Origin of the sequence: Variovorax nivicola, from assembly GCF_051216475.1 — a bacterium.
In the GTDB taxonomy this organism is placed as follows: Bacteria; Pseudomonadota; Gammaproteobacteria; order Burkholderiales; family Burkholderiaceae_C; genus Variovorax.
Genome location: NZ_JBPJZK010000003.1, coordinates 80,095 through 93,791 on the forward strand (window position 1 = coordinate 80,095; position 13,697 = coordinate 93,791).

Annotated in this window: 7 protein-coding genes; 2 read left to right on the top strand and 5 right to left on the bottom strand. The window is 66.1% G+C overall.

The features are described 5' to 3' along the window. Positions 1-20 precede the first annotated feature (20 nt). The 4 genes from ACSFBF_RS13140 to ACSFBF_RS13155 all read right to left on the bottom strand — a co-directional run bounded on the left by ACSFBF_RS13140 (position 21) and on the right by ACSFBF_RS13155 (position 9,330). Entirely contained in the window at positions 21-725 is a 705-nt protein-coding gene (locus tag ACSFBF_RS13140) for a GntR family transcriptional regulator (protein ID WP_435467559.1), read from the bottom strand. 22 nt (positions 726-747) lie between these two features. Further along, complete coding sequence (locus ACSFBF_RS13145; RefSeq protein WP_435467561.1) at positions 748-2,097, bottom strand: C4-dicarboxylate transporter DctA; 1,350 nt, start codon at positions 2,095-2,097, stop codon at positions 748-750. A gap of 145 nt (positions 2,098-2,242) precedes the next feature. Next, complete coding sequence (locus ACSFBF_RS13150; RefSeq protein ID WP_435467563.1) at positions 2,243-3,907, bottom strand: ShlB/FhaC/HecB family hemolysin secretion/activation protein; 1,665 nt, start codon at positions 3,905-3,907, stop codon at positions 2,243-2,245. Beyond that, entirely contained in the window at positions 3,880-9,330 is a 5,451-nt protein-coding gene (locus ACSFBF_RS13155) for a GLUG motif-containing protein (protein ID WP_435467565.1), read from the bottom strand. The genes ACSFBF_RS13150 and ACSFBF_RS13155 overlap by 28 nt, the downstream gene beginning before the upstream one ends. A 118-nt stretch (positions 9,331-9,448) precedes the next feature. Between ACSFBF_RS13155 and ACSFBF_RS13160 the strand changes: the two genes are divergently transcribed. Together ACSFBF_RS13160 and ACSFBF_RS13165 are read left to right on the top strand one after the other, a co-directional pair. Further along, on the top strand, positions 9,449-10,045 hold the full coding sequence (locus ACSFBF_RS13160; RefSeq protein WP_435467567.1) for a response regulator transcription factor: 597 nt from the start codon (positions 9,449-9,451) through the stop codon (positions 10,043-10,045). Between the two features lie 111 nt (positions 10,046-10,156). After that, a complete protein-coding gene (locus ACSFBF_RS13165; RefSeq protein ID WP_435467569.1) occupies positions 10,157-11,920 on the top strand; it encodes an ATP-binding response regulator in 1,764 nt (587 codons plus the stop codon). A 61-nt stretch (positions 11,921-11,981) separates the two neighbouring features. Here the strand turns inward: ACSFBF_RS13165 and ACSFBF_RS13170 are convergent, their stop codons facing one another. Then, the gene (locus ACSFBF_RS13170) at positions 11,982-13,406 is read right to left on the bottom strand and encodes a glycoside hydrolase family 43 protein (RefSeq protein WP_435467571.1); all 1,425 of its coding nucleotides are present in this window, start codon (positions 13,404-13,406) and stop codon (positions 11,982-11,984) included. Between the last annotated feature and the right edge of the window lie 291 nt (positions 13,407-13,697).

Consider the following 13,697-nt stretch of genomic DNA (forward strand, 5'->3'; position numbering starts at 1 on the left):
TGCGCGTGGCCGAACGCCCCTCAGCGCCGTGCGCGCGGCAGCGCCACCGGCGCCAGCGTGGCCTTGAGCCTGCTCGGCGCATCAGGCTCGGCCGCAGCATCGACTTCCAGCGCGCGCTCGACATTGCCGATGTGCTCCAGCATCAGCCGCCGCGCCCCGGCGGTGTCGCCGGCCTCAAGGGCCGCGACGATGGCGCCGTGCTCCGCGCAGGACTGCCCCGCCTCGTGCTTCGACTGATAGAGCGTGGCCGCCAGCGTGGTGCGCGCCGTGAGGTCGCGCAGCACGTCGACCAGCAGCTGGTGCCCCATCTGCTCGGCCAGGCACACGTGGAAGTCGGCCAGCAGGAAGGCGCGCGTGGCGGCATCGGCACCTTCGATGGCGCGCTGCTCGTCGGCGATGTGGTCGCGCAGCTTGCGGATCACCTTCGACAGCGGCCGCCCCTCGCTCGCTTCGAGGATGCCGGCCTCGACGATGCGCCGTGCCGAGAAGGCATCGCGCGCTTCTTCGGCCGAAGGCTCCACCACGTACCAGCCGCGGCGCGACTGCACTTCGACAAAACCGCGCGCCTGCAGCTGCATCAGCGCCTCGCGCACCATCGTGCGGCTCACCGAGAAATTCTCGGCCAGCGCCTGCTCGCCGAGCCGTTCACCGGGCGCGAGCTTCTGCGCGAGGATGGCCTCGACGACGCGTTCGGCAATGACGGTGGGGCTGACGTCGGCGGGCATGTTTCTCTTCGGCTTCTTTTCTTCAGTGGGCGCGCGATGCTGCTGCGGTGGCGGCGCCCGCGGTGTTTACCACGGCGGGTTCCACCTCGGCCAGCGGCTCGTCGTCGGGCGAGTAGTTGCCGTCGAGCACCGCATGGGCGCGTTCGCGGTCGATGTCGCCTTCCCACGCCGCAATGGCCACAGTCGCCACGCAGTTGCCGATCAGGTTGCCCAGTGCGCGGGCGATGCCCATGAACCAGTCGACCGACAGCACCAGCACCAGCCCGATGGCGGGAATTGCCGGAATGGCGTGCAGCGTGGCGGCCAGCACCACGATGGCCGAGCCTGGCACGCCGTGCGCACCCTTGGACGTGACCAGTGCGATTGCCAGGATCGTCATCAGGTCGGTCATCGAGATCGGCGTGTTGGTGGCCTGCGCGATGAACACCGCCGCCAGCGTGATGTAGATCGAGAAGGCGTCGAGGTTGAACGAGTAGCCCGTGGGAATCACCAGGCCGACGGTCGAATCGCGGATGCCCATGCGGCGCAGCTTGGCCATGATCTGCGGCAGCACGCTGTCCGACGAGGTGGTGGCGAAGACGATGGTGAGCTCTTCGCGCAGGTAGCGCAGCAGCTTGATCAGGCTGAAGCCCGACATGCGCATCACCAGCCCGAGCACCACGAACACGAAGATCAGCACCGCGCCGTAGAAGAGCGCAACCAGCATGCCCAGCTGCTTGAGCGAGCCGATGCCGTATTGCCCGACCGTGAACGCGATGGCGCCCAGCACGCCCAGCGGCGCCAGCTTGATGATGATCCCCATGATCTTGAACAGCACCAGCGAGAGTGCATCGACCACCACGGCTACCGGCTTGCCGCGCTCGCCCAGCAGCGTGAGCGCGCAGCCGAACAGCACCGCGAACAGCAGCACCTGCAGCACGTCGCCAGTGGCGAACGCGTTGACCACCGTGGTCGGAATGAGCTTCATCAAAAACTCGACCGTGCCGCCGCTCGTGAGCTTGTCGGCGTTCGAGGCGTAGGCGCTCATCGCGGCCGGGTCGAGCTTCGACGGGTCGACGTTCATGCCCGCGCCGGGCTGGAACACGAAGGCCAGCACCAGGCCCATCGCCAGCGCGATGGTGGTCAGCACTTCGAAGTAGATGAGCGACTTCACGCCTACCCGGCCCACGCGCTTCAGGTCTCCCGCGCCGGCAATGCCGTGCACCACCACGCAGAACACCAGCACCGGGATGATCATCTTGATCAGCTTGATGAACGCGTCACCGAGGGGCTTGAGCTTGACGGCGTACTCGGGCGCAAAGAGCCCCGCGAGCACGCCGAGCACCAGCGCGATGACCACCTGACCGAAAAGCGATTTGGCGAAGCGGGGCATGGAGTCTCCTGTCTGTCTTGTCTAGGTTTTGCATGCAAGCAACGCCTTGTCTTGCATACAAGAAATGTAGGCAAGAAGACTTCGAGGAGGTCAGAGGGTATTCCCGGGCCCGCCATTCATCGACGGACGATGAAGTTGCAGCGATTCAGAACGCCACGGTCGCCTGCGCCCACAGCCGCGCGCCGCGGCGGCCATCGCTGGCCCGGCCCTCGGTGGCCCAGGCAGAGGTGAGCGAGAACGCCAACTTGTCCGTCACCCAGCCCACGCCCAGACCGGCGCCAGCCAGACGCGCGCGGTTGCTGGTGCTGCCGGTGCGGTTCCACGCACGGTGGTTGAGCTGCACGCCTCCCGCGTCGTAGAAGGCTTGCAGTTGCCAGCCCGGTGCGGGCTGCCAGCGCAGCGCCGCACTGGCCAGCCAGCCAGCGTCGCCAAGGGCCTCGCCTTGCGCATAGGCCCGCACGCCGTTGCTGCCGCCCAGGCTGAATTTCTCCGCCGAAGCCAGGTTCCGGTCGGCCATCTGGCCGCTGAGGTTCAGGGCCAGCGACCAGTCGGGACGCAGGGCCTGCAGGCGTTGCAGCTGGTAGTTCAGCTTGCTGAAGTGCCCGGCGCTTTGGGTGCTGGCCGCGTCTTGCGCCAGGCTGTCGTTGTCCAGCCGCAGTTGGCCGGTTGTCAGGTTCACGGCCAGGGCGTTGCTGGCGCCACCGCCCAGCGCATCCTGCCAGTCGCCGTTCAGCCCCAGCACGACATTGCGCAGCTGGTGCACCGACGTGGTGGCGGTGCTGCCCACGTTGTCGCGCAGATTCTTGGCGTCCACCTGGAGCTGGGCATACCAGTTGTTCTCCAGGCTGCGCAGCAAGGGATGGCGCACATACAGGCTGACGGTATCGGCCTTGCCGTCGGCGTCCAGTGCCGCGAAGTCTTTGCCCAGGCGGTAGTCGAGGTGCGACACGGCCACGCCCACGCGCGTGCCGCTGGAGCCCAGAGGCAGCTGGTAGCCCAGGCGCGCGTAGTGCATGCTGGTGTCGCTGGCCTGCAGCCGCAAGCTCATCTGGTCGCCCCGGTCCAGTGGGTTGTTCCAGTACAGGCTGGTGCCGACGCGGTACTGCCCGGTGTAGGTGCTGCCGAAGTTGTCGATATCGGCAATGCCCTGGAAGGCGCGGGTCTTGTTCACCTCCACCAGCAGGTCCGATGCCCCAACGGTCGTGCCCGGGCGCAGGGTGGACTGCACGCGGGTGCCCGGCAGATCCGACAGTGTGAGCAGCGTGCGGTCCAGGCTCTGGGCCTGCACCGGGGCGTTCAGCGGCAGGGCGCCCAAGGGAGCGAGGGCCGAGTCCTTGAGGCCGGCGTTGTTGGTGACGCTGACCTGGCCCAGGTTGCCTTCCAGCACGGCGATGTCGAGCACGCCGTCTTTGACCGCCTGGGCCGGCAGGTAGGCACGCGCGACCAGGTAGCCGGCTTCGCGATAGTGCCGGCTGACGCGGTCGGCCAATCGTGTCAGCTCGGCAAAGGTCAGCTCCTTGCCGACTGCGTCGGTCAGCAAGGCCTGCAGCGCGGCGCTGCTGAAAGCAGTGTTGCCGCTGAAGCGGACAGCTGAAAGCCGGACCTTCATGCCCCCCTCGGACACGCTGCGCGCCGACGGGGCGTCGACGTTCAGCGCCGGCGTACTGGTGCCCGGGGCTGCCAGGGGCGCGCGGGGTTCCTGCAGGATCTGCCCGGCATCCGGGGTGGCGGCTGAAGCCGTTGTGGTGCCCAGTGCCAAGGTCAGGGAAGCGCCCAGCAGGCTCAGCGGGATTCGAGGCGTGACATGCATGAAAGCTTGTTCTCGTTGCGGGTGAAGAAGTCGGTCGCGGGTTGGTCCATGTTCAGACCGCACAGCTCGATGCGCAGCGGCTCGTGCGGCTGGCTCGGTGGCCTCGGCGAGTCGGGTTGGTCGGCCTGTGCTCGCTGCTGCGCTTCGCGCAGCGAGGAATCGGCGCGCGACGGCGAGGGTCCGGTTGCTGCCGCGCTGACCACTACCACCGGGCCATCGACCGGTGCGGGTCCGGGTGAGGGTCCGGTCGCCGCCGCGCTGATCACCAGCGTGCCGTCGACATAACTCAGCGCGTAGTTGCCCGAGCTCAACCCGCTGGCGGCAATGCTGTAGCCGCCGGCTGCGGTGGCGCCCTGCGCAGTACCGCCGTAGACCAGGTTGCCGCCGAGCACGCTGCTGGTTTCGCCATTGACGAAGCCGCTGTAGTTCACGCCGTTGCCGCCGCTGTAGGCCGTGCCGTCGGCGGTCTTGCTGGCGTCGTTGGCGGTAACGGTCAGCGCAGCGGCGGTGATGCTGGCCGTACCCGCTGAAATCAGGTCGTAGCCCTGCTGGCTGGAATACAGGCCGCCGACGGTGATGGCGTAGCTGCCCACGTTCTTGCTGCTGGTGTTGTAGCTCGCGGTACCAGCGATGAGGCTGGTGTTGGCACCTGGGTCGCTGAGGGTGTAGCTGTCGCTGAAGCTGGTCGTGCCGTCGTAGGTCTTGCTGACGTTGCCGGCCGTGACGGTCAGCGCGGTCAGGAAGCTGCGCAGCAAGGGCATGGTGTCGCCCTCGTAGATGCGCCACACCGCGCTGCTGCCGCCGACGGTGGCGATGTCCCAGCCGGCGGCGCTGTAGGTGCTGGCGCTGGTGGCTTCGCTGATGCTCAGGCCCCGTGTCAGTACATCGACCGAGCCCGCATCGGTGCCCACGCCAGTGTTGCCCGCACCGAGCCAGAACGATGCCGTAATGCTGCCGACGTTGTGGCCCACCAGGCGGCCCACATCGCTGGCGCCGCTGACGACGCCCGTGGCGTAGGTGTTGAGGATGCTCCCGGCATTCCAGCCCATCAGGCCCCCTGCATAGCCATTGGCCGCGCTGACGGCCCCGGTGGCGTAGGCATTGCTGATGTTGCCGGCACCACTCCAGCCCACCAGCCCGCCCGCATAGTTGTTGGACGCGCTGACAGTGCCCGTGGCGTAGACATTGCTGATGCTGCTGGTGCCGCCGAAGTTGTAGCCCACCAACCCGCCCACACTGTCCGTGCCGGCAACGCTGCCGGTGGCGTAGGCCTTGCTGACGCTGCCGTTGTTGAGGCCTACCAACCCGCCCACACCAACAACCCCGCTGACGGAGCCCGTGGCGTAGGCATCGCCGATGCTGCCGCTGTTGAGGCCCACCAGGCCGCCGGCATAGTTGGCACCGCCACCGACCGTACCGGTGGCGTGGGCATCGCTGATGCTGCCGGTGTTGAAGCCCACCAGGCCTCCGACATTGCTGCTGGAGCCGCTGGCATCGCCGCTGACGTCGCCGCTGGCGTAGGCACTGCTGATGCTGCCCCTGTTGAAGCCCACGAGGCCACCGACATCGACAGAACCACTGACGGTGCCCGTCGCGTAGGCATTGCTGATGTTGCCGCTCTGGTTGTAGCCCACCAGGCCGCCGGCCTGGTTACCGCTGACATTGCCCGTGGCATAGGCGTCGCTGATGCTGCCGTTGTTGGAGCCCACCAGGCCACCGACCTCGTTGCCCGGGCCACTGACGTCACCCGTGGCGTAGGCATTGCTGATGCTGCCGATGTAGCTGTAGCCCACCAGGCCACCCAGGGTGCCGGTGCCGCTGACAGCCCCCGTGGCATAGGCGTTGCTGATGCTGCCGCCGGCGTTGTAGCCCACCAGGCCGCCCACGACGCCCGCCACATCGGAACTGCCGACGGTGCCGGTGGCGTGGGCATTGCTGATGCTGCCGCCGTCGAGAAGACCGATCAGCCCCCCCACGTAGCTGCCCGCGCTGGTGACGGTGCCGCTGGCGTAGGCGTTGCTGATGCTGCCGCCGCTGCTGGAGCCCACCAGGCCGCCAACATCGTCGCCGGTACCGATGACGGTGCCGGTGGCGTAGACATCGCTGATGTTGCCGCCGGTGCGGGAGCCCACCAGGCCGCCGATGCTGTTGCCGGTGCCACTGACGGCTCCGGTCGCGTAGGCATCGCTGATGCTGCTGGCATAGCTGAGCCCCAGCAGGCCCCCCACAGCGGAGCCGGCACCGTTGACGGCGCCGGTGGCGTAGCTGCCGCTGACGCTGCTGCTGGAGTTGTAGCCGACCAGCCCGCCCACGTAGCCGCTGCCGCTGACATCGCCCGTGGCATGGGCATTGCTGATGCTGCCGCCGATGCTGTAGCCCACCAGGCCGCCCACGCTCGAATTCCCCGTGACGGTCCCGGTGGCGTAGGCGTTGCTGATGCTGCCCTGGTTGTAGCCCACCAGGCTGCCCACCGTGTCGTTGCCGGTGACGCTGCCACCCAGCAAACCAACGTCGTGGATCGCGCTGGTGCTGCCGGTCTGACCGAACAGCCCGACCGTCGACGTCGCGCTGCGGTTGATCACCAGGTCGGTGATGGTGTGGCTTTGGCCGTTCAGGCTGCCGCTGAACACCAGCGTGCTGCTGCCCACCGGCGAGAAGCCGGCCGTGGTCCACATGCCGCTGGTGTTGGTGCCGTCAGTGGCGCTGGCGTCGACATCGGCGGCCATGCTGTAGCTGGCCGTGAGGTCGTAGGCCATCAGCTGCAGTTGGTGGGCGTTGCGGATGCTGGTGGAGTACTCGCTGTACAGAAAGGGGCGGGTCGCGCCTTCGACCATCACCCACTGCGGGTTGCCGCTGCCGTCCTTGGCCACCCATACGCCGGAGCCCGAAGCCGTTTCGGTCCAGGTGCCGAGGATGGCGTAGCTGCTGTGGCTGTAGGCGGTGCTGCTGGTGACGGCGCTGACGTTGGTGACCGTGCCGCCGCTGCCCGGGCCCACCGCGGCGCTTTGGCCGGTGGTGCTGCTGTCCCAGTAGGCGTTGCCGATGCTGCCGTCGTTCAAGCCCACCAGCCCGCCGACGTCGCCGCCAACCCCCGAGACACTGCCGGTGGCATAAGCGTTGCTGATGGTGCCGGGGTTCCAGCCCGCCAGCCCGCCGATGTAGTTGCTTCCCGAAACGCTGCCGATGGCATAGGCGTTGCTGATGGTGCCGCCGAAGTAGTTCACGCCCACCAGCCCGCCGGCGTAGTCGAGAGTCGCCGAAACGCTGCCGGTGGCATAGGCGTCGCTGATGCTGCCGGCGTTCACGCCCACCAACCCGCCAGCGAAGTGGTTTGCCGAAACGCTGCCGGTGGCATAGGCGTTGCCGATGCTGCCACCGTCGTTCCTGCCCACCAGCCCGCCGACGGCGTTGCCGGCCCCCGAAACGCTGCCGGTGGCATAGGCGTTGCTGATGCTGCTCGCGTTCGTGCCCACCAGCCCGCCGACGTAGTCGCCAGTCCCCGAAACGCTGCCCGTGGCATAGGCGTTGTCGATGGTGGAGTTGTAGCTCGCGCCCACCAGCCCGCCGACGTCGCCGCCAGTCCCCGAAACGCTGCCGGTGGCATAGACGTTGCTGATGCTGCCGTTGCTGTTGTAGCCCACCAGCCCGCCGACCCTGTCGGTTCCGGAAACACTGCCGGTGGCATAGGCGCCGCTGATGCTGCCCCCGTTCGAGCCTGTCAGCGAACCGACGAACTCGCCGCCCGACACACTGCCGCCGACCAGGCCCAGGTCACGGAGGGTGCCGATGTTTCGCGCAAACAGGCCCGTGTAGTTGGCGCTGCCGGCGCTGATGACCAGGTTCGAGATGGTGTGGCCCAGGCCGGCAAAGCGGCCGCCGAAGGTGGTGGCAGCCGAGCCCACCAGTGCACTGGTGTAGGTGGTGCCACCGGCATCCAGGTCCTGCGCCAGCGCATAGTTGCCGTTCAGCCCGGTGCTGTCGATGGCATCGAGCTGCGCCATGCTGCGGATCAGCGTGTAGCTCGTGCCGTTGATGCCCAGCGTGGCGCTGGCCCCGTTCAAGGTGATGGGCGCCTTCACGTTGTAGTCGGTGCCGCTGGTGGCGCTGCCGGCCGTGGCGTAGTTGCCGTAGTTCAACACCAGCCCGGCGCTGGTGCCCGTGGCGGTGATCGCCGCATTGATGTTGATGTCGTGGTAGGCGTTCAGCGTCAACGTGGTGTTGGCGCTCCAGCTCACCGCTGCGTTGACGTTGATGTCGCCGCTGTCGGTGCCCGTGCTGGCATCGGTGGCGAGCGTGACGCTGGTCGTGGCCAGGTTGCTCGACAGCGTGTCGGCCCCGATGCCGCTGGTCGTTTGGGCCCCACTGCCGCTGGCGATGGTGAAGTCGGTCGGGTCGATCAGCCAGGTGCCGGTCTTGCCGCTTTCGGACAGAGTGCTGATCCTGGCCCCGTCGGCGACCTGCACGTGCGCGCCGCTGGTCTCGATGAAGCCGCCGTTGTTGGAGCCGTTGGCTGAGGCATCCAGCGTGCCCGCCACCTTCACGGTGCCGCCGTTGAAGCCGCCGAGCAAGAGGATGGTGCCGCCGCTGCTGTCGATGCCCCGTGCTTCGATCACGCCTTCGTTGTTGACCACGGTATCGAGCAGCGCTTCCTTGGCGCTAGCGGTGAGGATCACCGTGCCGTTGTCGGCGCGGATCAGGCCCTTGTTTTCCACCAGGGCGTTGAGCGTGCCCTCATCCACTTGCACCGATAGCAACTGGTTGCCGCTGAAGTCCAGCGTGATCTTGTCGCCGGCGGCCAGCGCGGCCGTGCCGTTGGCCGTGGTGATCGTGCCTTCATTGCTGACCTTCTTGCCGAGCAACGCGACATAGCCGCCGGTCAGGCTGCCCTGGTTGACCACCGTGCCCTGGGTGCCATCCGCTGTGAAGCTGCGCTTGCCGGCCAGGAAGTCGGCATCGCTCAAGGAGAGCGTGGAGGCCACCAGGCCGCCGACGTTGACGCTGGCCGTGCTGCCGAACAGCACGCCGTTGGGGTTGAGGATCCACACTTGGCCGTTGGCGCTCAGGCTGCCGTTGATCACCGAGTTCTCCGAGCCGATGACGCGGTTCAGTGCGATGGCGCTGGTGCCGGGCTGCACGAAGTTGACGCGCTCTCCGGCGGCAATGCCGAAGCTGGCCCAGTTGATGGACAGGTTCTGGCTGCCCTGCGTGATGGTGGTGGTGGCGCCGCTCTGGCTGATGCTGCCGCTGCCGGCGCTCACGCTGCCACCACTGGGGCCGGCCCACGCGCCGCTGGCCAGCAGCGTCCCGCAGAGCGCCACGACGGCGGCGACACGGACGGACGACCTGCCGCGTCCCTTGGCGGTCTCGGGGGCGGGCACGCAGCATGCGGCGTCGCTCCAGACGAGGCGGTAGGCGTGGTTCATGGAGAAATAGCCCTGTTCTGTGCATGAAAAAGATTGCATGCTGCCCAGGGCGTACCGACCCGCATATAGTCAATATTGACTGATGGAAACTTTTTGCAACTGATGTTTTAATTTGCGCATGCCGCTCTTGCATTTGCTGCTCATAGACGACCACGCGCTTTTCCGCTCGGGTCTGCGTCTGGTTTTGCTGCAGGGCATGGCCGATGTCGAGGTATCGGAGGCAGCATCCCTGGAGCAAGCCGTGCGCACGACGGACGAGCCACCCGCGCTGGTGCTGCTCGACATCCAGCTGCAGGGTGTCAACGGACTGGAGGGGCTGGGGCTGCTTCGGCAACGCTGGCCACAGGTGCCGGTGGTGATGCTGTCCTCCATCGCGACGCCCGACACCATCGCCCAGGCTCTGGCACGCGGCGCGGCGGCTTTCGTCTCCAAGGGCGATACCCCGGACAAAATCATCGCGGTGATTCGCCACACCCTGGCGCCGCCCCTTACCAGCAGCCCCCCGATAAAGCCCAGCGTGCCCCGGCTGACCCCCCGCCAATGCGAGGTGCTGGACCTGCTGTGCGAGGGTCTGCCCAACAAGCTCATTGCCCGGCGTCTGCAGGTGTCGGAGTTCACCGTGCGCGGGCATGTGCAAGCGGTCCTGGGCTTGCTCGGGGTCAACAGCCGCTCGCAGGCCACGTTTGCGGCACGCCAAAACGGGCTGATTGGTTAACAGGACTTGCGCAGCGCCCCCTGTCCGCCCGAGGGTGGACAGGGGGCGTTGCGCAAGCAAATCCTCAACGTGAAACAACGCAGGCTCCGGTAGCTGCCGGAGGTTGCCTAAATGAACCCGTCTCCCGCTTCTGCACCCCTGTCTTCCAAGGCCGAATCCCAGATCCAGTTGCACCAGTTCATCACGTTGCAGAGCAACGTGCCCTTCATCGTGCTTGGTAGTCTATTGGTGGCCACCGCACTGCTGTGGGTGATGCACGAGGTTCTTCCTTTGACCGTGCTGCTGGTGTGGAGCGGGTTGCTGGTTGGGCACGCATTGGTGCGCCTGGCATGCTGGTGGTGGCTGCGGCACCAGACCGTTACAGAAGCGGAGGTCAGCCGTCGGATTCAACTGCACATGGTCCTGTCGCTCGGCTCGGGGTTGCTGTGGGCTGGTGGTGCTCTGTGCTTGCTGCAATACGGCGAAGTCGAGCACCGCTTGCTGATCACCCTCATGCTGGCCGGCCTGGTCTCGAGTTCCCTGATTTCGCAGACGATCCATCTGCCGACCTTCCATGCCTTTTTCCTGCCCTGCGCGGTGAGTGCCGTCGCGGGCAACCTGATGCTTGGCAGTCACTTGTACCAGGCTGTCGGCCTGACGATTTTTGCCTATTCGCTGCTGGCGGTGCGCTTTGCCCGGACGCTCAACGACAAGCTGACCGAATCGTTGCGGGCTCGCTTCCAGATTGCCGACCTGGCCGAACGCCTGCATGTCCAGAAAGAAGCGGCCGAACAGGCAAACCTGGCCAAGTCACGTTTCCTGGCCGCCGCCAGCCACGACTTGCGCCAACCAATCCACGCCCAAGGCATGTTTCTGGACGTGCTGTCACGTACCCCGCTGTCAACGTATCAAAGCGAGGTGTTGGTCAGCACCCAGTCGGCCTGGCGCGCCTCCAGCGACATGCTCAACACCCTGCTGGACTTTTCGCGCATCGAAGCCGGTGTGGTGCAGCCCCAGATACAACCCTTTCTCCTGCAAGACCTGCTGTACCAGATCGAGAACGACTTCGCTCCGCTGGCCGATGCCAAAGGGCTGGTCTACCGCTCGCGGGAAACCCGGCTTGCCGTGCAATCCGATGCCATCCTGGTCGGCATGGTGGTGCGCAACCTGGTCTCCAACGCCATCCGCTATACCCAGCACGGCGGCCTGCTGGTTACCTGCCGAAAACATCGGCACACCGTGAGCATCGAGGTGTGGGACACCGGCATAGGCATCGCACCAGCCGACCAGCAAGCCATCTTTCGGGAGTTTCACCAACTGGGCAACCCCGAGCGCGACCGGCACAAGGGCCTGGGGCTCGGCCTGGCCATTGCCGACGGACTGGCGAGGTCAATGGGCCATGGGCTGACGTTGTCATCCAAGCCTGAGCGGGGCAGCGTATTCCGGCTGGAGCTGCCCCTGTCGGTTGCACCTGTGCCACCTCCGCGACAAAAGGGGCCGCAGTTGCAACCCATGCGGGTACTGGTAATTGACGACGATGCCGCTGTGCGCAGCGCCATGGTGCACCTGCTGCAAAGTTGGGGCTGCGCCTGCGACAACGCCGAATCCCTGGAGGAGGCACTGCCGCTGGCCCTGCAAAATCCCCCTGCGTGCATCATCAGCGACTATCGACTGCGTGGGCCGCGCACCGGGGCTCACGCCATTTCAGAATTGCGTCAGCAATTACATCGGCAGGGGGGGCGTCATACACCCGCCCTCATCATCACCGGAGACACTGCCTCAGAGCGTCTGCGCGAAGCCCTGGCCAGCGGCATTCCACTGCTGCACAAGCCGATCTCGCCCGAGCAGCTGTACCGGGCGCTGGTGGAGTTGCAGACCGATGAGCAATCGCGTTGAACCGGGCTGCCAATTCGAATCCCGCTGACTCAGGTCGACGGGAAGTCCTCGTTCGATTCCGTCAGTTGGTCACACGGAAGGTGGCATCGGCGCGACCGGTCTGATTGCTGATCGGGTCCAGACGCAGCTGGTAGGCGTAGTGGCGGATGTAGTAGCCCGGCTGGCTGTAGGCCTGGAAGGAGCTGGCGCCCGCGTCCGCCAGGCCTGTCTCCTGCTTGAACGTTGCGTCGGCAGCGAACTGCGGCGATCCGTCATAGGGCGCCAGTTCGAACACGAAGTTCTTGTGGCGCAGGTAGTAGCCCGGCAGGTTCACCGACGCAAAGGACACGTAGTCCGCGTTGTTCGCCAGGCCCTTCACCATCCGGAACTTCGAATCGTCCAGCGGGGAAACGTTCGGATCGATGCGCACCGTCGTCAAGTCGGCGTGCCGCACATACCGGTCCGGGAAGTTGGAGGACTGCAGGCGGTTGATGGGCGTGGAGCCGCCCCACTGCGCGTTCAGGCGGCTCATCTCCACGGCGCTGAGGTTCAGGATGCCGCCGTGCCGCTTGCGGTCCGCCCCCAGGTTGTACGAGCCCGATGGCGCGATCTGCCAGTTCTGTGCGCTGCCCATGTTGATCGACGTTAGCGGCAGGTAGCCTTTGCTCGCGGCGTACTGGTCGACCCACAGGCCCCACTTGTTCTCGCCGTTGAACTTGAAGAGGATGGGGCCTTCCACCATGCTGCCCGTGAGGCCGATTTGCGACAGGTCGCCGATGGTCGTCCAGGAACCCAGCACCGACTGGCTGCCTTCCAGGGTGATCTGGCCGTCGCCGGAGGCGCGCACGTACTTGTAGCCGCCCACGCTGCCTGCCACTTCGAGGATCTGCGTGTCGATGATCTGTTGCGTTCCGGGCCGGTCGATGTACATCTGCGGCGCAGTGAAGTTGCGGAAGTCGGTCGTCTTCGAGTAGTAGATGCGAGGCTTGTCGATGCCGTTGAGCGGCGAGATGGTCGTCCAGTACACGATGTAGGCGTTCGACACCGGGTCCCAGATGGCTTCGGGTGCCCATGCGCAACCTGCATTCGGAATGGCGCCGGCAATGTCCACCAGGCGTGGCTCGGACCAGTGCACGAGGTCGGTGGATTCCCAGATGACCAGCTTGGTGCTGCCCCGATGCATCGCGGCGTCCCAACCCTTGCCGCTGGCGATGCGCAGGTCGGTGGCGAGGATCCAGTATTTGGAGCCGTCGGGCGAGCGCACGATGCTGTGGTCACGCACGCCCTTCTCGCCCACGTTCGACATGAGGACAGGCTGGCTGTTGTTCAGGTCCGTCCAATGCATGCCGTCGGTGCTGACGGCCATGTAGGTCTGCTCGCCTTGCGCGGATTCGCCGGTGAAATGAACCAGCAGGTAACCCGCCGATTGCGCCTGAGCGCCGCCGAATGCAGCGACCAGCGCGGCGGCCGCAAAAGCCGAACGGATTGATTTCAAAAAAGTCTTCACTAAGGAATTCCTGTCTCCATATAAAGGCAGCCATTTCGTTTCCACGCCGCCTGCCGGCGAAGGCGTTGAAGGCTTGCCCAAATCCCGTGATCGCAAAACCAGCGTCGTTGAAAGGACGGGTTCACGACTCAACGGGGCTCGTTGCCTCTCGCTCATCCGGCGAGTTGGCGACGGCGATGCTATGGATGCATCCGCGGGAGGACCAATCGTTTTTTTGCGTGTTGTGATACCAGATCAAACAGCCTCACTACTTCGACGGACGGATACACGGATGCCGCGCCTCGAGAACGA